This window comes from Moritella sp. (assembly GCF_033791185.1).
Taxonomy (GTDB): Bacteria; Pseudomonadota; Gammaproteobacteria; order Enterobacterales; family Moritellaceae; genus Moritella.
Genome location: NZ_JASJHF010000050.1, coordinates 1 through 18,506 on the forward strand (window position 1 = coordinate 1; position 18,506 = coordinate 18,506).

An 18,506-nucleotide genomic window follows, 5' to 3' on the forward strand; every position below is an offset into this window, starting at 1 on the left:
TCATCTGAGGGTAAATAAGTACGGACAAACATATAAAACTCACCTTCAGGCGCAGGTAACCAATTATTAACTTTAATACCGGCAGGTTTATCATGACTCACATAGATAGTTAACCCACCATCATCATCAAATTGAATACCGTCAGTTCGGTCACTAATTGAATATCGGTTTAATTCATTATCAACTAGATTTTTATCCATATTGTACATACTCAAAGACCAAAACCCATCAATGTCTGGCAATTCATCCTTATTAAAGTGCAAGATATAGTGATGTTTACCTGAAGGAAATTGTATTCCCTCTTCTGCAGGATCATCATTATTCATAAAGTAAACGGACTCTTCGGGATCATTAAACACGATACCACCAAGCGACTGCATACTTGCCCTAAGCAGATATTTACGATGCTCACCAGCCTGACCTATATCATTATCAATAATGCGCCAACCATTTTTATTTATTGAGCCATACCCATCTTCAAATGCTTTTACAACACTCAGAACCCCTAAAGAAGCACCTTGTGCACGACCTTTAGCATACAGGCTATCAGCATTGTCGAGTTCAACATCGAAACCAATACCAATATCATTAAACTGGGCTAAATCTGCTTGTTTATTTTCTTCAACACCAGCAAATTGCATCGATTGATTCATGATAGCAAGGTATCTATCTGGATTATTCTTAATCATATCCGTTAACACAGCTTTAAACCCTTTCGATGTGTCAGCAAATAATGCGGTATATTCAGGGTCTAGATTAGGAATTTCTGGGTATTTGGGGATAGGAGGATTCGATTTGCCCCAATCACTTAATGCGGTCAGTTGATAATCTTTTTGAATCTCTTTAACAGCAGCAATATCAGACTCACCATTTACTAACGTTCGGCCAATAGCAAAATTCCAATATGTTGGAGCTTCCGCTAAATACGTTACGTCACTTGGTAGCTCACCTTTCCAGCCTTTTGGCACAATCGCATAATTACCACCATTTTGACCCGTTGTTCGGCTGCCAATATAAGCAAAGTTATCCGAATCAAATCCCGAGAACTGAACAGTCCAATAACGGCCATCTTCCATCACTGGAGCAGATAAAATAATCGGTTCATCTTTCACATAAATAAACGCCATGGTGTAAAAAGTATCGTTATTTACTGTGCAGCGACAATCAGACTCAGCAGTCGCTAATGTCTTAGGATAAAAGAACTGATTGATGGCATCATGCGGCATCTTATTATTTGGATCGTCAGGCAAACTCCAGTTATACAATAAAAAATAGTTAAAAACATAAGGGAAACCGTAGATAGAAGCTTGTTCTGACTTTGACTTTGCATAATGTTCTTGCCATGGCGAACTCATTTCTAATACGTTCTGCGTTTTATCTGCAAGATTAGAACACGCTGATAATGCCAGCGCAGCACTTGCTAAAGCTGCCATTTTTATAATCTTATTCATCTTCACTCCTTAACCGTTAATATTTTATGGTTATACATCCGATGTATACAACACGGCGCTTCGTTAACGGAGTGAGCATATAATAAAATATAGGCTAACGGCTTATCAATTCTTACCTATCGCTTGTCATTTTTTACCTCATGATGAGACTTGCGATATTGACTGGGACTACAGTCAAACCATCGTTGAAATGCGCGATTAAAGTTGCTCAAATCATGAAACCCAAGTAAGAACATGATTTCTGAAATACTCATATTGGTATCAGATAAATATTGTTTGACTAAATCTTTACGCTTATCTTTCAAGACATTCCTAAATGTAGTGCCTTCATTAGTTAATTTACGCGATAACGCGCGTGGCGACATAGCAAGATATTTTGCTATATTTTCAACACTGGGTTCCTGACTCGCAATGGTTTGCTGTATCGCTGACTGTGTTTTGTATTTCCAAAAAGATGATTGCATCGAATCAATATAACTGCGCACGTGAACTTCATTCTGCGCTGCGATTTGTCGACTACGCATAAATGAAACCTCTTCAACCACGCTCCGGTTAAACCAAATACTCGCTTGCTGCGCATTAAAGGTAATAGGACAATGAAAAAAGCATTGCCACGGAGTGCTGTCTTTTGGTAGCGACCGAGTTAATTCGATGTGACTAACAGCATGGGTATTTAATGACAATTGTTGGCAATAATTGAATATCGTCGCAAAGAAAAGATCCGCCCCCATTGGATGAATATCACTGTTTGGCCGAGGGTGCATGATTAAACCAATTTTATCTATCTCATAATGTAACTCGATATGAATTGAATTAGCGATAACTTCATAATAGTGACTTAGTTTTTGAATGCCTTCAGCAATCGAATTACAAGCGACAAGTAACAGCCCTAACGCCTTAAAATTCATCGGATGACCACCAGCGGCCAACTTCAGACCAAAACTTTGATCTTGGCTTACATCCTCAATTAAGTGCCATAATTGAGTCATTTTATGCGCCGGGATCCGACTTTCAGGCACTTTAATTAGCTCGGTAACATCCAAGCCGATACTGGCAAAAAGTGGCTGAGGATCAATACCTGCGACTAAGAGTTTTCGATATACATTAATTGGATGTGACGCTAACGTAGTGTATTCATTCATCATAATGACTTAGTATGCAACAAAGGTAACAGTATGTATTATAAGATCAAATGGATCATATATTTAAGAGAACATGTATGATCTTCCTAGCAAATATAATAATCCACTTGATTTATTTCAGCTTTAAACGTGTGCTAACTTGTCTTCTTCGGCACTAGGCTGATCACTTAATACTTCTGCAAGTGTAGAACGACACAAGTGACCCTCAACCTCACCATTCTCGTTTAATACTGGTAGGGGTAAATCATTATCAAGCATCTCAGGAATAACCGATTCGATTAACGCATCACTTTGCACCGCTGGCACATCATCTAATAACGACGCATCAATGGCATTGCTGTAATCACTTTTTTCAACCTTATCTAAGGTCTCTTGTGTGAGCACGCCTTGATAACCATCTTTATTAACTACATAGCCATAATCTTGTTTTGATTGACGCATTTGTAACACTGCTTCACCAATTGTTTCTGTCGAAATTCGGCACATTTGTGGCTGCATCACCGTCTCGACCGTTAATGCTCGTGCACGATTGACGTCTTTAACAAAAGCTTCAACGTAGTCATCAACCGGATTAAGCAAAATATCAACCGGTTCACCTTGCTGTACTAATACCCCATCACGCAAGATAGCAATGCGATCACCCAACCTTAATGCTTCATCGAGATCATGGGTAATAAAGACGATGGTTTTATGTAGTTTTTCTTGTAGTTCAATTAACTGGTCCTGCATTTCGCTACGGATCAACGGATCCAATGCGGAAAATGCTTCATCCATTAACAGAATATCCGCATCGGTACACAATGCGCGCGCTAAACCGACACGTTGCTGTTGGCCACCTGATAGCTGTCCAGGGTATTGATTGCCATAGCCATCTAAGCCCACCGTTTCCAACCACTGCGTTGCACTCTTCTTCCATTCCGCCTTTTTAACGCCTTGTACTTGTAGACCATAGCCAATATTGTCCAATACGCTGCGATGAGGCATGAGTCCAAAACGCTGAAATACCATCGACATTTTATTACGGCGAAAATCCTGCAAGTCTTTACTCGTCAATTGCATCACGTCACTACCTGCCAATTCTATTTCACCGGCAGTTGGCTCGATTAAGCGATTAAAATGGCGGATTAAGGTTGATTTACCCGAACCCGATAACCCCATGATCACGAATATCTCCCCCGGATAAATATCCAGATTAATATTCGATAAACCAACGGTATGGCCTGTTTCTGCTAAGATAACATCTTTTGACTTACCTGCTTTGACTTGTTCGAGTACCTTTTTTTCATTTTTACCAAAAATTTTATATAAATTTTTAATACGAATTAGTGGGCTTTTATTGTCATTTGAATTCATATTATTGCCCTCCAAAATTTTGTAACGTGCGTTTTGCGTAACTTTGCGAGATCCGATCAAAGATAATAGCTAATGCTACAATCGCTAAACCATTCATCAAACCAAGTGTAAAATATTGATTAGTTATAGATTTTAATACTGGTTGACCCAATCCTTTAACACCAATCATCGACGCGATAACAACCATCGCTAACGCCATCATAATCGTTTGGTTGATGCCGGCCATGATATTAGGCATAGCCAATGGTAATTGCACTCCAAATAAACGTTGCATCGGGCTGGCACCATAAGCAGTAGCAGCCTCTAACACTTCTTTGTCAACGAGACGTATACCTAAGTTAGTTAACCGAATGACTGGCGGCACCGCGTAGATAATAACGGCGATAACACCGGGGATTTTACCAATACCTAATAACATCACCACTGGGATCAAATAGACAAAGGCTGGCATGGTTTGCATAATATCGAGGACTGGCGTCACCGTTGACTGAACACGATCTGAGCGTGCCATTGCGATCCCTAGCGGGATACCAATCAGTATCGCGAGCATCGTAGAGATGAGAATAATACTCATGGTGCGCATGGTATTGTCCCACATACCAAAAAAGCCGATAAGGAAAAAGGCAACAACGACACCTAAAGTTAATTTCCAAGAGCGACTAGCGGCATAAGCAAAAATAGCGAGTACCCCAATCACTAACCACCAAGGGCTGCCGAGTAATAATTTTTCAAACCAAATAAGAAAACTGAGTAAGGGATCAAAAAATGCTTCTATCGTATCACCGTATTCACGCGAAAAACTGCGATAAGCGCCATCCAATGTTTTTCTAATATCGAGTAACTGGTGGCGGTCTAATTGCGGTATTTCCGAAAGCCATGAACTGTCTGACATATTATGTATTTCCTAAGATGAAAAAGCCCGAATGATTCGGGCTATATACCCAAGCCACTCCAAGATGCACTATCAGCATACTTGAGTAGTTTGGGTATAGTGAAAGGCTAAAGTGCTGACACTGCTTTCTTAATTTTCTTCGCCGTTGCTAAATCAACCCATTCTGTCCAGGTATCTTCATAATTTTTGATGAAGTGTTCAACACTGTATTCACCATCAGCTTGCTGGTCTTCCATCCAAGCAAGTAATTCATTCATCTGAGCATTACGGAACGAACGGGCTGAAAGATAGGCCATAACTTCAGGCGCTCTTGCGGCAAATTCTTCTGTAACAACAGAGTCTACTGCTGATGGTGGATACATGGTTGCTTTAGGGGTTAAGCAATCATTTTGAGTGATACATTCTTTGAAATGTTGTTCATCGATACCGGTACCAAAATCAACCTTAACCATTTTGTATTTACCCAATACCGCGGTAGGAGCCCAATAATAACCAAACCAAGCTTCTTCGCGTTCATAGGCTTTGGCAATCGAGCCTGACAAACCTGCACCTGAACCTGGATCAATCAAATCAAAACCAGAGTCAGCAAGATCCATCGCTTCAAAGAGTTGTGATGTTGATATTTGGCAATTCCAACCGGCAGGACAACCCATAAATGCCGATTTACTCGGATCTTCTGGGTGCTTGAATAATTTAGCGTTGGCTTTAATGCCAGCAATCGTTGCGAGCGTCGGATCTTTTTCAACCATATAGGCTGGAACCCAAAAGCCTTCTTCACCGCCATCGCTAAGCGTCACACCAGCGTAACGAATCCGACCATCTTCCACGCCTTTATCAAGCGCGCCTTTCATGGAGTTGCTCCAGAACTCAGGGGCAATATCAGGTTGACCTTTTTCAATCATCGCAGTGCCTGTTGGCATGGTATCACCCGGAACAAGTTCGGCATCACAGTCAAAACCATGCTCGAGAATAAATCGGTCAATATTGGCGATCAGGGTAGCTGAATTCCAGTTCATATCAGCAATAGTAACATTGCCGCATTCACCAGCAGAAGCAGGAGTAGAAAGTGATGCACAAGCGAGAAGTAGTGAGGTAGCGAAAGTTTTCCGCATATGAATAATATCCTTATTATTTTATGAAGTGGTATTAATACTACAGTATTTTGCTGCTAAAAGCTTAACTTATGGGTTAAATGCTAAGATATCCTTGAAGCTCACAGCTAATGAATATCATTAATATGCCAATAAATAGCTTAAATTTGCGAACCTAAGCGGTGATAAAACTGTCACTTTTTTGTTATGCTCTCAATGCCGATTTTGTCTTATTAAGGAATACTAGTGCCTTACCAAATTATCGATCCAGATCGCTGGAGTCGAGCAGAATATTTAAAATTTTTTAAAGGCATGAGCCATCCTTGGTATAACATTTGTACCCACCTTGACGTCACCGTGTTATATCAACATTGTAAAGCGAATAAGCAGCGTTTCTTTCATGCCTATCTATATTTAATGCAACAAGCAATTAACCAATGCAAACCAATGAGATACAGACTTGTTAATGATTCCGTTCACTTGTATGAAAAACTCAATATAAGCATCGCTATTTTGGCTGATGATGACAGTATTCGATTTTGTAATTTACCTTACGAACCACAATTTACATCGTTCAGTCACGCGGCGACATCGGCTGAAATAGAGATCAAGCAGACCCCTTTTATATTGACGCAATTTATCGGTCAGGAGATGCGTCATGATACGATCCACATGACTGTATTACCTTGGCTGAACTTTACCAGTATGAGTCATGCTAGAGACACTAAAAATCCAGACAGTATTCCTAAAATAGCATTAGGTAAATTAACTCATATTAATGGCCATTGGCAGATACCATTATCGATAGAAGTACATCATGGGATGATGGATGGCTTGCATGTGGGTAAGTTCATTGCAATATTACAGGCGTTGTTCAACCAACCCGAATTGCTAAATTAGCGTCGACAAGCCGCTATTTCTGGCGAGGTGATATGCACAGAGATAGCGAAGTTTACACTGGGAATATGTGAGCATTGAAGACATAAATTGAAGGACTAAATATTAATCCTCAGCCTGAATTTGACCAACCAATAATACTGGCGCAGCATCTAACTTTTCTGCATCCATCATTGAAGCTATTCGTTCGACAGCTGACAACAGTTGGCTCTGTTCCCACTCTTCAAGATTTTGGTAACGTTTAATAAAGTGGTCTTGAAGCGGCTTAGGTGAACTACTCAATAATAATTTACCCGACTCACTCAGTGATAAATGCACTTTACGTTTGTCGGTTTCACTTCTTGTTCTGATAACTAAGGCTCGACTCTCAAGGCGGTCAATAATCGTAGTGACTGTCGCTGCACTTAAGGCGATTTCTTTGGCGATATCTTTCGCCAATGGCGCATCCAGCAAAGCAATATTCTGCATAACCATGAGCTGTGGACCGGTCAAACCTGATTGCTTATTCAACTGGCGAGAGTGTATATCAATGGCTCTGATCACACGACGCAATGAAACTAATAGTTCTTCGTACTTTTCCATAACTCTTCCATAATTAGCCCCTATTTTCGAAACAATAACAGAAATTTACTCCAGACTCATACCCCAAATGTAAAAAAAGCAAAATAACGCCAATCCGTTATTCTGCTTATGTATTATTTATAACCGCTTTTGAACCGATATACACGTTCAAAAGCGAGTTAAAAGCACTTTAATTCACTAATTCAATTTTACCAAAATCGATTTTATTTTCTTTTGGTGAGCGTTCAATCTCAGAAACCTGTTTATATTTCTTCGCTAAAATATAGCCGAAACAACCAAGGATTAATGCAATCGCGAGTGCGCCGACCCATTGAATTTGTAAAAAATCTAATTTAAACAGTAACGTTAAGCCACTCATCAAAGCTACGTTACCTATGATATATTTAGCTTTACCAAAACGCTCTACGGTTAAGTTTAAATTATCAGTATACAGTCGAACTAATGAATCCAGCGAGTTAATCACAAAGGTGATGCCCACTAATATCATCGCCAGATTATAGAAACCAGTTGTCGCGATTTCATTAACACTGTAGTAATAAAGTACCGAGAACCATACTGCGATTGGAATAGACGGGAATACCATCATTGCAATCAGTACTTGATAAGTCTTCATGCCACCAACAAAACGCGAGGTGAATTGACCAATCATGATGCTCCAAGAGAACCACCAGAATAAGTAAAACTCATGATAATCATTCATCGGTAAAACAAAGTGATGCAAGTTACCAAAGTAATCGCCAAGTAAAGCAAAGGTAGTGGCAAATTCGTTGACACTTGATCCTTCAGATAGGAACGCGCCAGCCCACATCAATACGATAAGCCCCAAGAACAACCAGGTACTGGCTAAACTTAAGATACGTACATAACGAATGCTGGTACTTGAATAAACCGCTGCAGCGATAACCACAAATACAATCAGGTAGAAACTACCGACTATCGTTTCGCCATCGCCTAACTCAGGTAAGTACCAAGGTAAGTTGGTCAGTAGCAAGTAAGCAGTAAAGGCACAAGTACCGATAATGATAAAGTTATTGATGAATTTAATCAGTGGGATCTCAAAGAATTTTACTCTTGGTTCAATAACACAAAAATAGAAACAAGTTAAAAAGTAAAATGCCCAAATTAAGAATGCCCAAAAGCCAAATTCAATTGCCAGTGGATTACTAAAACTGTATTCAGGACTTGCAGCTAGGTTTGCATAACCAGCGAACTCCGTCAGCGGAAACATGATCAGTCCCACGTCCAAACCCGAGGTAAATAAAATAGCGATAAAGGTAAATGTACGTACCGGTGTAACACCCACGCACTTCACATTACCCCAACGAAAAATTACAAATGCAATTGCAGCAAAGGTAAATAAAATACCTATGGTAAGCCAACTAGTCATCATAAATTAAACTCCATGTAATTATTTATATAACTTTTTATATAAAAACAATAAAACGAAAAAACATAAACTAATCCTTCTTTATGTTTCAAATAGCCGTGCTCAACGTTTAGGTTAGCAATACCCTTGATCCTTTAATAATGAATTAAGAGTGTAGTAACCCTCAAACCTTAAATATCGTATTGGCGATATTTAAACTCTGATGAATTGAGTTTGGCGTGAATAGACCATTGAGCCAGAATGGCTTAGGCTGGTCTGATACCTAAATAGCTAATGCGCCATGTTCACAACGCATTAACGTTATTTTTATCAAGCAGGTTGTCGTTTCGGTTCCTGTAATCGCTGTGTGCTCTGCCATTTTGGTGCAACACTGACAGTCACCTCATCAGCTTTGAGCATAGTATTGCCCAAAATAAGGTCTGCAGCGCGCTCAGCCAGCATAATAGTCGGCGAGTTCAAGTTGCCATTTGGAATGGTTGGGAAAATAGAGGAATCAACCACTCTTAAGCCAGCAATACCATGCACCTTGGTTTCTGAATCAACAACCGCCATCGCATCTTCACCCATCTTGCACGAACAAGAAGGATGGTAAGCACTTTCAACGGTACTTCTGACAAAGCTGTCGATCTCTTCATCGGTTTGAACTGCTATACCGGGTTGGATCTCTTCACCGCGGAATTCGTCTAATCCAGGTTGATTGATGATCTCACGTGTTAAGCGTACACACGCGCGGAACGCGGCAATATCTTCAGCTTCAGATAAATAATTAAACTGAATATGCGGCGCAACGTGTGCATCTTTTGATACCACTTTTACAAAACCACGGCTTTTAGGTTTATTATGGCCAACATGCACTTGAAAACCATGACCCGCAAACGCTTCTTTACCGTCATAACGCATTGCTGCTGGTAAAAAGTGATACTGTAGATCAGGCCACTCTAAGCCGGGTTTTGAACGAATAAAACCACAAGATTCAAAGTGATTAGTCGCGCCTAAACCGGACTTATTAAAGAACCAGCGCGCACCAATAAACAACTTGTTTAATGGGTCTAATTTACCATTCAACGAAATCGGCTTAAGGCATTTAAACTGGAAGTAGAACTCAAGATGATCTTGTAAGTTCTCACCCACGCCTGGCAGTTCATGTATTTGCTCAATCCCAGCATCTGCTAGTGTGCTTGCTTTACCGATACCCGATAACTGCAGAATATGTGGTGAACCAACAGAACCAGCTGACAAGATCACTTCTTTGTTGCAATTTAAAGTGGTTAGTTTGCCCTTACGTTCAAACTCGATACCTACCGCTTGTTTACCTGCAAACACGACTTTGTGTACCAAAGCATGGGTGATCACAGTTAAATTACTACGCTGCATCGCGGGTCTTAAATACGCATTTGCAGTAGACCAGCGCACACCTTTTTTAATGGTCATGTGCATAGGGCCAAAGCCTTCTTGCTGCTTACCGTTGTAATCATTGGTTGCCATGTAACCGGCATCAACACCAGCAGCAACAAACGCTTTATACAACGGGTTTTTCATGTTGTTACCGTTATTAACGGCCAATGGTCCATTGCCACCGCGGTAGTCATCACCACCAAACGCCCAACTTTCGGCTTTTTTAAAATAAGGTAAGCAATTGCTATAGTCCCAATTTTTCGCACCTGATTGCTGCCATTCATCAAAATCACGGGCATGACCACGCACATAAACCATGCCGTTAATAGACGACGAGCCGCCCAATACCTTGCCACGAGGACAATGCATACGGCGATTATCTAACGTCGGTTCCGCTTGGGTTTCAAACTGCCACGCGTATTTATTACTGTTCATCGGAATCGATAACGCAGTTGGCATTTGAATAAAGATACTCTTGTCACTGCCACCCGTTTCTAGCAGCAATACTTTGTTGGCTGGATCGGCAGATAAGCGATTGGCTAATACACAACCCGCACTACCCGCGCCAACAATAATGTAATCGTACAATCCTTGTGATGTAGTCATAATCGCTCCCTAAAATGGACTTTCGAGTGGTTGCATACCAACATACACAGCTTTAATCTGGGTATAGGCTTTTAAGGTTTCGCTGCCATTCTCGCGGCCAATACCCGACATCTTATAACCGCCCACAGGCATTTCTGCAGGTGATGCGCCATACGCATTGATCCAACAGATACCAGCTTCCATTTGATGAATAACACGGTGAGCACGGGTAATGTCTTGAGTGAATACACCCGCTGCTAAGCCTAAGCGAGTATCATTAGCACGACGTACAACTTCATCTTCATCTGAGAATGTAAGTACTGACATCACTGGACCAAAGATCTCTTCTTTGCTCAATGTCATTTCATCTGTGCACTGAGTAAAAATAGTCGGGGCAACAAAATAACCGTTCGGGGCATTTTCAGGTTGTAAGGCGTGACCACCAGTAAGCAGTTCAGCGCCTTCTGCTTTACCGATTTCGATAAAGTTAAGCACTTTTTGTTGATGCTCTTTTGAGATCAAGGCACCAAAGTTAGTTTCTGGATCCATCGGATCACCACAGATGATGTTGTTCTCAGTGCGCTGACGTAATTTTTCGATAAAACGTGGGTAAATAGCGTCTTGTACAAATACCCGCGTACCGTTGGTGCATACTTCACCTTGAGTATAAAAGTTCGCTAACATGGCTGCTGATACCGCGTTATCAATATCAGCGTCATCAAAGATGATTAACGGTGATTTGCCACCGAGTTCCATGGTGACTTCTTTCAATGAACCAGCAGCAGCAGCCATTACTTTTTTGCCTGTGCCCACTTCACCAGTGAAAGACACTTTAGCAATCTCGTCATGCGTGGTTAACCAAGCGCCAACGCGGCCATCACCTTGCACAACGTTAAATACGCCATCAGGTACACCAGCATCGGTAAAGACTTCGGCTAATTTGATCGCACCACGTGGCGTTTCTTCCGATGGTTTGAAGATCATGACATTACCGCAAGCCAGTGCCGGTGCCGCTTTCCAGCACGCAATTTGTAGCGGGTAGTTCCAAGCGCCAATACCAGCGCAGATACCTAGAGGCTCACGACGGGTATAATAAAAATCATCACCAACCTGCTGTTGATTACCTTCAATGCTTGGTGCCAGACCGGCAAAAAATTCAATTGAATCAGCACCAGTCACAACATCAACCACAGAGGCTTCTTGCCAAGGTTTACCTGTGTCGTGTACTTCGATAGCAGCTAACTCATCATTACGTTCACGTAACAAAGCCACTGCTTTTAATAAAATACGGCTACGCTCCACCGGCGTCACTTTAGACCAGATAGCAAAACCTGCTTTGGCACTGTCAATCGCCGCTTGCTGAACACTTGCATCAGCAACTTCAACTAAATAACTCACCTCTCCGGTGGCAGGATTGATAACTTCAAAGGTTTCACCAGTGTCATTGGCAAGAGACTGTCCGTGGACATAATTTTGATAAGTAATTAACGACATTCATTTTCTCCGTGCGGCACTATCACCGCCTCGATAAAGGCTTTACATAAAATTTGGGCTTGTTCGAATTCTTGCTCTGGACAACGGCTCAATGCACTGCGTAACCAGAAGCCATCAATCATCGCCGCGGTTTGTTTAGCACAGTTGATAGCCTCATCATTGGGCATGATTTGTTTAAATGAGAATGCGAGGTTGCTGTATAAACGTTTGCTATTGATATTTTGCAGTCTGGCTAACCCAGGTTCATGCACTGCTTGAGACCAGAAACTTAACCAGGTTTTAGTGGCTGCTGTTGAGCGTTGTAATTCAGTAAAATTTGACTCGACGATCATCGATAAACGTACCGCGGGGGATAAATTCTCACCTAAAATACGACTTAATAATGCGTGTTTTAATTCATCGAGTAGATATTTGAACGTAGCTTCGACCAAGCCTTGTTTACCACCAAAATAATGACTGATAAGGCCTGATGACAGTCCCGCTAAACCACTAATGGTAATGATTGTAGAGTGGTGTAATCCGTGACGCTCAACAGAAATTAACGTTGCGTCAATGAGTTGTTGTTGCCTCACTAATTTCATTGTTGGCCTAGGCATAAAGTAACATTCCGTGTTTAATTGTTGTTAATAACTGCTGCTAAAAAGTGTTAATTGAACGTTCAATTAATAACAACTATAATAGTTAGAGCTGTAACTATCAACCCCTTATTCTTATAGTCATGATCGTTACAATAAAATATTCGACACCTAAAGCGGCGATAAAAATAGATTAAACTACTGTTTTAAAATAATAATGCCACACGGTTAATTTTAGGTTAACCAGAGGTGAACCAGCCGTAAATAAATTAATAGTTTCAACCATAATTATAATAAAAAGAATAAAACAGGATGAATCGAAACAAATAATCAACATCAATATTGACAACTTGGATTTTATTTAGAGGGACGTAATGGTCTTTTACAGGAGGGTATAAAATTAAGGAAATGGAGCTCTAATGTGGCCATATTTACACCGAGCTCTTGCAGAATAATTTATCGGGTTGCCACTGCGGCTAACATCAAACGTTCTTAAATCAAATAATCAACTAAGTCGTCGATTTCAGCTTCCGACGCATTGATTGAGATATCGAAGCGCTTATAGGTATCACCTCTTAACGCACGATCAATCTCGGCTAAACCGTAAAGCGTATCGCCTTTAATTGCAAAGCTAAGTTCTAGTTCACCACGACTAAAAATACTACTTTTACGGAATTCTATTTCTTGATATGCCCCAGATTCATTAGTAAATCCAGGCATCGAAATAGTGCCCGACTCCATGTCACTTTTGACTAGTTTTAAGTCTTTATCTTCGATAAGTTTACTCATTATATTCGCGATAGCAGGTAAAGGCAGAACATGAATAACGTCTTTATCGCTGGCATCAATAGCATAGTCGATATCAAGTTCAGTATCTAACCAAACGACGCATTGGTTGTTACTCACAGCCAGAGTCGTGATCGGAGCTTCCGGATGTAAATCAAATTCAAAATCAAAGCGATACTCAACGCCTGCAGCTGCATTAAACGCTTCAGAGATACTGTATTGTGCCAACACATGATCCATAAACTCAATATTATCACCCGTTTCTTGCTTCACTTTGGTCATCAGCTTAATAATAATTGCCTCAATACTCTGATCAACTTTACCGCCAATAACCTTTACATACCCAGATACCAGACCACCTTGAAGTACTTCATTACGATCAAGAATGGTATCTACTTTTGCGCCACCAAAACCCAGTGCAGCTGAAATATTTTTAAACATATTATCCACTTACATAAATAATTAACGATGGATCTATCTCATCATTAAACCTTGCATATTACAAGTTAACAACAAAAAAGCCTGCTAAAAAGCAGGCTAAAATTCACGTATAAATATCACTAAGCAGCAGCGATTAGCTATTTATTTTTGCTTGTAATGCGTCAATTAAGCCTTGCACATCAACAATCTCATTTACTTTTTTCGGCTGATAAGCCGTGTTATCAGCAAAGTTCAAAAAGGCATCCATTGTTTTCATATCAACATTACTATCTGCTTTCGCCCATTCATTAAACATGGCTTCATCTTTGGTGATAACATAACCACACGAATTCAGCGGCATTTTCACCGGCGCTTTCCGCTACGTTACTGGCATATCGTAACAGCACTCTTGATTTGACTGTTTTACGCTCAGCATTAACACTCGTCGCGATGGACAATTCATCAGTATTACCTTTACTAAAATTCGCACCGATAAAAAAATCCACGTCCCAATTTTCTCGCTCAGTATCTACACCTCGATAAATAGAAACGACTTGATTAATAGGCACGCGAGTTTTGGTTTTTCTCAATCGTACCAATTAATTCGCCTTTCAGTGTTTCGCCTGAAATCAGTTGAACCCAATCATCTGTCGCTTTGATAGTGATAGGCAAAGGCGCATCATTGGATGATAGTGTGGAAAGTTGAGCAAAGCTCGGGCTAGTCATACTCAGAGCTGTAATAAAAGAAGCAATGAGATAAGCATAATTTATAATAATTTGAAGCACCTAATAATAGCAATGAGACCATAAGTACACCCGAAAATGTAATACCACCGCGTTAAGTTAGTACCCAATTATAGCCTATTCATACAGATGAAAACAGTAACGGGATTGCCAGAACTGGCTCACGACATGATGAAGTAAGTTATCGCGATGAAGCGAAGTCATTATTAAAAATGCCCATCATCTCGTCACGATATGATGGGCATTTATTTTAACTGCGTTAGCTTAATAACAGTAACTAAATTACGCGAACATAATGACATTAAATTGAAGCAAAGCTTGCGCACTCTATTTTATTTATTTCTAACCAATCTTTTAGTGCTCGAGACGTTAAAATATTGAACTCATCAACCCGCTTATCAACATAACTCGATAAGGTGGGTAATAAAGTATCCCCTACTAATGTGGTATGACTCATTAGCTCTAACGTGCCATTAGGGATCTGAGTACTGAACTCAAGGATCACCGCTTGCAGTCGCGCCAATGTGACACCATCAGCATAGAACTTGGCACTAAACGCTTCTGTTGTGGGCACTGTTAAATCATCACAACCAGGCACGACATGATCAACACGGCGTACCGGTATCCCAGTGTCATTCACAAAAGCAATAAATGCCGCCTTGTATGGCGGGAATACGGCGGCAAAATGATGACTATCAATATGAGTTAATTTAATTCCCGCATTAATGGCTTTATCATACTGCGCTTTAAACTCGCGATAGGCTTGGTCAAAACTAAGCTTCTCAGATGCGATCACTTTGTCTTGCTTTAAAAAGAAGCCATCACTGTCGACTAAATCAGGCACCAGACTCGGGTCTAACACTGGTTTACCACTGGTCAGTGTTACATGCAGCCCAACATTAGGGATCAAACCCTGTTTGATTAATTCAATCGCATGTTCGGTTGCAGGTTGGTTCATCATTATCGTCGTTGACTGAACAACACCGACTTTAAAACATGCTACAATAGACTCATTTACTTTTTCAGTTAGACCTAAATCATCTATGTTTACGATTAGTTTCATAAATCACTCTGCTACTTAGTGTTAAACTGAGGTACATACTTCGCATTCAGTTCAATCATCTCATCTAAAATTTCTTTAGTTACTGTACCTTTACGTACTAGCGGATTAATCGTTAAGGCTTGTAATGCGGCGCCATAATCACCAAATACACCCGCTTCAACAGCCAGTTCTTCAAATGCTTTTTGCAGTTGTAACGTGCCACGAATTGCTGGATTGGTAATAGGTGCAACGTTCAGAGGCTGTGGGCCACATGAAGTGATCACAGATGTCGCTTCAATTGCGCAATCATTGGGTAATTCAGAAATAGTACCGTTGTTGCGAATATTTACGTGCATTAATGTACGCTTATCATTGTGAATGGCATTAATTAATTCACACGCCGCATCTGAATAATGTGCGCCGCCACGTTCTTCTAATTGCTTAGGTTTCACGTTTAGATTTACATCTTCATACAGTTTAAATAATTCTTTTTCAATCTCTTGAACTTGCTCACCACGGGTAACATAACCTTCTGACTTAACTTCTTTTTGCTCTAAGTCATCTTGCTTGTAATAATACTGATGATAACCACACGGTAATACACCTAGATGTTTTAACTGCTCAGGCACCCAAGTCACTTCACCTAAGTTTTTAGGCAGTGCAAAGTCTTCACCAGAACACACTTTATCGATTAATTCACCAATGCGATCTTTACCATGATCCCAAATATGGAATGCGTGGATAAAATGATTTAGACCCGCAAATTGCACCTGCAGATCTTTAGTGCCCATCAATTCTTCAATACCAAACTGCGTACATACTGGCACATTACATAGGCCAATTACTTTTATGTTTGTATGTTTCAGTACAGTTTCAGTGATGATACCCGATGGATTAGTGAAGTTAATTAACCAAGCGTCAGGACAGATTTCTTCCATGTCTTTACACAAAGATAGGGTCACTGGAATAGTACGCATTGCTTTGGCAAAACCGGCGATACCATTGGTTTCTTGGCCAATCATGCCGTACTTATTACCCAGTAATTCATCTTGCACACGCGCGGGGATCATACCAACACGCATTTGCGAGCAAACATAATTCGCACCGGTTAATGCTTTACGGCGATCAAATTCAATGTTCAATTCAATATCAACACCAGCATTCTCGATCATACGTTTCGCTAGTGCACCAACAGTCTCAACTTTGTAACGACCTTCTTCGATATCAAATAGATCGATGTGTGTCACTGGTAATTCGTGATGACGAGTAATAAAACCTTCGATAATTTCAGGTGTATAGCTAGAACCACCACCGATAATTGTAATTTTCAACATGATTTAGTCCTCGCTTTGAATTCTTCTTTGCAGTTCGATAATTTCAAATGCAAGATCTTTGCACAGCATCGCATTCATAATGTGATCTTGAATATGCGTTAAGATCAAAGTCATTTTTACTTTGCCCTCACCTTCGTCAAAGCTAATAAGTTCTGTTTGTGATTTATGCACTTCTTCTAATGCTTCATCCGCTGCTTTAAGTGATGCTTTTGCAGACTCAAAATCACCTTGTCTTGCTTCTAGCATCGCTTGCATAACCGCAGAACGCGCTGCGCCGGCTTGGCATAAAAGTGTCATCAAAAACTCTTCTGTAATTTCCATCATCCGTTCCTTAATCTTTGCATTATAATTTGAGATTTAATCAGCCATCTATTACTTTAAATTTGATTGTAAAAGATGGCGATTGTGAATGCTTACTGCTATTTATTAAGCTGCTTTAGCTGGTGATAACGTGTTTTCTTCCGCTAGTTGTTCAGGTTCTTCTTGCGCTAATAATTCTTTTTCATACGCTTTGAAGAATGGGTAGAAGATTAAACCACTGACGGTGAAACAAGTTGCTACTACAACGGCAGCGAACATCGAGTTTGTCGACATAACAGCACCGATTGGCGCAGGCATTGTCCATGGTGGTAAAGCCACAACTTTAGACACTAAATCAAACTTGAATGCACCCCAAACGATACACGCGTTGACTAATGGTGCTGCGATCCAAGGGATAAAGAAGGTTGGGTTCATTACGATTGGCGTACCAAAAGTCACTGGTTCATTAATGTTGAAACAACCTGGGATGAATGACATTTTACCGATAGTACGTAAGTGAGCTGATTTAGAACGTGCCATCATACAAACAAGTGCTAATGTACCACCTGAACCACCAACGAATACGAAGAAGTCCATAACCGGGTTGATGAAGATAGCCGGTAATTCTTTACCTGCTTCAAGCGCTTCTTGGTTTGCACCTAAGTTGATTAATAGTAGTGGACCAATAATGCCACCAACAACTGATGCACCGTGAATACCAGCAAACCATAATAATTGGATTAACAAGATAGCAAGCGCAAAGGCAAAGAATGTATCAGAAGCAGCAACAAGTGGTTTGAACATTGCCATCACGCCAGTTGCAATATTTAAGTCAAAGTTACCTAGAACAGCATTGATAACTTGGATAATGAAGATCATTGCTACGACAGGGATAAGTAGATCAAATGACGCTGAGATTTTTTCTGGCACCGCTTCAGGCATTTTGATACGAATATTTTTTTCAACAAGGAAAGTTTGCAGTGTTGGTACTAATAGACCACAAATGATAGCAGTAAATGCACCTGCGCCACCTAAG

At 40.5% G+C, this 18,506-nt stretch carries 19 protein-coding genes; 1 reads left to right on the forward strand and 18 read right to left on the reverse strand.

Annotated features, from left to right (window positions below; genetic code table 11):
* The 5 genes from QNK26_RS02955 to QNK26_RS02975 form a co-directional block, all read right to left on the reverse strand.
* Positions 1–1,451: DUF1254 domain-containing protein (locus QNK26_RS02955; protein WP_319220771.1), on the reverse strand; the 1,451-nt coding region annotated here is incomplete at its 3' end.
* Between the two features lie 116 nt (positions 1,452–1,567).
* Positions 1,568–2,596 (reverse strand): helix-turn-helix transcriptional regulator, encoded by a 1,029-nt coding sequence (locus tag QNK26_RS02960; RefSeq protein WP_319220772.1) that lies wholly within the window; start codon positions 2,594–2,596, stop codon positions 1,568–1,570.
* 120 nt (positions 2,597–2,716) lie between these two features.
* Positions 2,717–3,946: a glycine betaine/L-proline ABC transporter ATP-binding protein gene (locus QNK26_RS02965; protein WP_319220773.1), complete on the reverse strand. Its 1,230-nt coding sequence runs from the start codon at positions 3,944–3,946 to the stop codon at positions 2,717–2,719.
* Between the two features lies 1 nt (position 3,947).
* On the reverse strand, positions 3,948–4,838 hold the full coding sequence (locus QNK26_RS02970; RefSeq protein ID WP_319220774.1) for a proline/glycine betaine ABC transporter permease: 891 nt from the start codon (positions 4,836–4,838) through the stop codon (positions 3,948–3,950).
* Between the two features lie 107 nt (positions 4,839–4,945).
* A complete protein-coding gene (locus QNK26_RS02975) occupies positions 4,946–5,950 on the reverse strand; it encodes an ABC transporter substrate-binding protein (protein ID WP_319220775.1) in 1,005 nt (334 codons plus the stop codon).
* Between the two features lie 225 nt (positions 5,951–6,175).
* On the opposite strand from QNK26_RS02975, the gene QNK26_RS02980 reads away from it, so the two are divergent.
* Positions 6,176–6,829 (forward strand): CatA-like O-acetyltransferase, encoded by a 654-nt coding sequence (locus QNK26_RS02980; RefSeq protein WP_319220776.1) that lies wholly within the window; start codon positions 6,176–6,178, stop codon positions 6,827–6,829.
* 102 nt (positions 6,830–6,931) lie between these two features.
* On the opposite strand, the gene QNK26_RS02985 is transcribed toward QNK26_RS02980, so the two are convergent.
* The 13 genes from QNK26_RS02985 to QNK26_RS03045 form a co-directional block, all read right to left on the reverse strand.
* Complete coding sequence (locus tag QNK26_RS02985; RefSeq protein WP_319220777.1) at positions 6,932–7,408, reverse strand: MarR family winged helix-turn-helix transcriptional regulator; 477 nt, start codon at positions 7,406–7,408, stop codon at positions 6,932–6,934.
* 169 nt (positions 7,409–7,577) lie between these two features.
* Entirely contained in the window at positions 7,578–8,795 is a 1,218-nt protein-coding gene (locus tag QNK26_RS02990) for a BCCT family transporter (protein ID WP_319220789.1), read from the reverse strand.
* A 309-nt stretch (positions 8,796–9,104) separates the two neighbouring features.
* Positions 9,105–10,796, reverse strand: a complete 1,692-nt coding sequence (gene betA / locus QNK26_RS02995; protein ID WP_319220778.1) for a choline dehydrogenase — start codon at positions 10,794–10,796, stop codon at positions 9,105–9,107.
* Positions 10,797–10,805: 9 nt separating this feature from the next.
* Positions 10,806–12,269: a betaine-aldehyde dehydrogenase gene (gene betB, locus QNK26_RS03000; protein ID WP_319220779.1), complete on the reverse strand. Its 1,464-nt coding sequence runs from the start codon at positions 12,267–12,269 to the stop codon at positions 10,806–10,808.
* A complete protein-coding gene (gene betI, locus QNK26_RS03005; RefSeq protein WP_319220780.1) occupies positions 12,260–12,865 on the reverse strand; it encodes a transcriptional regulator BetI in 606 nt (201 codons plus the stop codon). The genes betB and betI overlap by 10 nt, the downstream gene beginning before the upstream one ends.
* Before the next feature lie 471 nt (positions 12,866–13,336).
* Entirely contained in the window at positions 13,337–14,071 is a 735-nt protein-coding gene (locus tag QNK26_RS03010) for a sporulation protein (protein ID WP_319220781.1), read from the reverse strand.
* A 133-nt stretch (positions 14,072–14,204) separates the two neighbouring features.
* On the reverse strand, positions 14,205–14,366 hold the full coding sequence (locus QNK26_RS03015; RefSeq protein WP_319220782.1) for a hypothetical protein: 162 nt from the start codon (positions 14,364–14,366) through the stop codon (positions 14,205–14,207).
* 4 nt (positions 14,367–14,370) lie between these two features.
* A complete protein-coding gene (locus QNK26_RS03020; protein WP_319220783.1) occupies positions 14,371–14,649 on the reverse strand; it encodes a hypothetical protein in 279 nt (92 codons plus the stop codon).
* On the reverse strand, positions 14,609–14,776 hold the full coding sequence (locus QNK26_RS03025) for a hypothetical protein (RefSeq protein ID WP_319220784.1): 168 nt from the start codon (positions 14,774–14,776) through the stop codon (positions 14,609–14,611). The genes QNK26_RS03020 and QNK26_RS03025 overlap by 41 nt, the downstream gene beginning before the upstream one ends.
* A gap of 319 nt (positions 14,777–15,095) precedes the next feature.
* Positions 15,096–15,857 (reverse strand): carbohydrate deacetylase, encoded by a 762-nt coding sequence (locus tag QNK26_RS03030; RefSeq protein WP_319220785.1) that lies wholly within the window; start codon positions 15,855–15,857, stop codon positions 15,096–15,098.
* Positions 15,858–15,868: 11 nt separating this feature from the next.
* Positions 15,869–17,170, reverse strand: coding sequence for a 6-phospho-beta-glucosidase (locus QNK26_RS03035; protein ID WP_319220786.1), 1,302 nt, complete (start codon positions 17,168–17,170; stop codon positions 15,869–15,871).
* 3 nt (positions 17,171–17,173) lie between these two features.
* Positions 17,174–17,494, reverse strand: coding sequence for a PTS lactose/cellobiose transporter subunit IIA (locus QNK26_RS03040; protein ID WP_319220787.1), 321 nt, complete (start codon positions 17,492–17,494; stop codon positions 17,174–17,176).
* Positions 17,495–17,596: 102 nt separating this feature from the next.
* A partial coding sequence (locus QNK26_RS03045; protein WP_319220788.1) for a PTS sugar transporter subunit IIC occupies positions 17,597–18,506 on the reverse strand: 910 nt, incomplete at its 5' end.

Bases quoted from the DNA above. Each gene is read 5' to 3' on its own strand.
- QNK26_RS03025 (WP_319220784.1), bottom strand. From the start codon at position 14,776: ATGACTAGCCCGAGCTTTGCTCAACTTTCCACACTATCATCCAATGAT.
- QNK26_RS02975 (WP_319220775.1), bottom strand. From the start codon at position 5,950: ATGCGGAAAACTTTCGCTACCTCACTACTTCTCGCTTGTGCATCACTT.
- betB (WP_319220779.1), bottom strand. From the start codon at position 12,269: ATGTCGTTAATTACTTATCAAAATTATGTCCACGGACAGTCTCTTGCC.
- QNK26_RS02965 (WP_319220773.1), bottom strand. From the start codon at position 3,946: ATGAATTCAAATGACAATAAAAGCCCACTAATTCGTATTAAAAATTTA.
- QNK26_RS03035 (WP_319220786.1), bottom strand. From the start codon at position 17,170: ATGTTGAAAATTACAATTATCGGTGGTGGTTCTAGCTATACACCTGAA.
- QNK26_RS02990 (WP_319220789.1), bottom strand. From the start codon at position 8,795: ATGACTAGTTGGCTTACCATAGGTATTTTATTTACCTTTGCTGCAATT.
- betA (WP_319220778.1), bottom strand. From the start codon at position 10,796: ATGACTACATCACAAGGATTGTACGATTACATTATTGTTGGCGCGGGT.
- QNK26_RS03015 (WP_319220782.1), bottom strand. From the start codon at position 14,366: ATGTTTAATGAATGGGCGAAAGCAGATAGTAATGTTGATATGAAAACA.
- QNK26_RS02960 (WP_319220772.1), bottom strand. From the start codon at position 2,596: ATGATGAATGAATACACTACGTTAGCGTCACATCCAATTAATGTATAT.
- betI (WP_319220780.1), bottom strand. From the start codon at position 12,865: ATGCCTAGGCCAACAATGAAATTAGTGAGGCAACAACAACTCATTGAC.
- QNK26_RS03010 (WP_319220781.1), bottom strand. From the start codon at position 14,071: ATGTTTAAAAATATTTCAGCTGCACTGGGTTTTGGTGGCGCAAAAGTA.
- QNK26_RS03030 (WP_319220785.1), bottom strand. From the start codon at position 15,857: ATGAAACTAATCGTAAACATAGATGATTTAGGTCTAACTGAAAAAGTA.
- QNK26_RS02985 (WP_319220777.1), bottom strand. From the start codon at position 7,408: ATGGAAAAGTACGAAGAACTATTAGTTTCATTGCGTCGTGTGATCAGA.
- QNK26_RS02970 (WP_319220774.1), bottom strand. From the start codon at position 4,838: ATGTCAGACAGTTCATGGCTTTCGGAAATACCGCAATTAGACCGCCAC.
- QNK26_RS03040 (WP_319220787.1), bottom strand. From the start codon at position 17,494: ATGATGGAAATTACAGAAGAGTTTTTGATGACACTTTTATGCCAAGCC.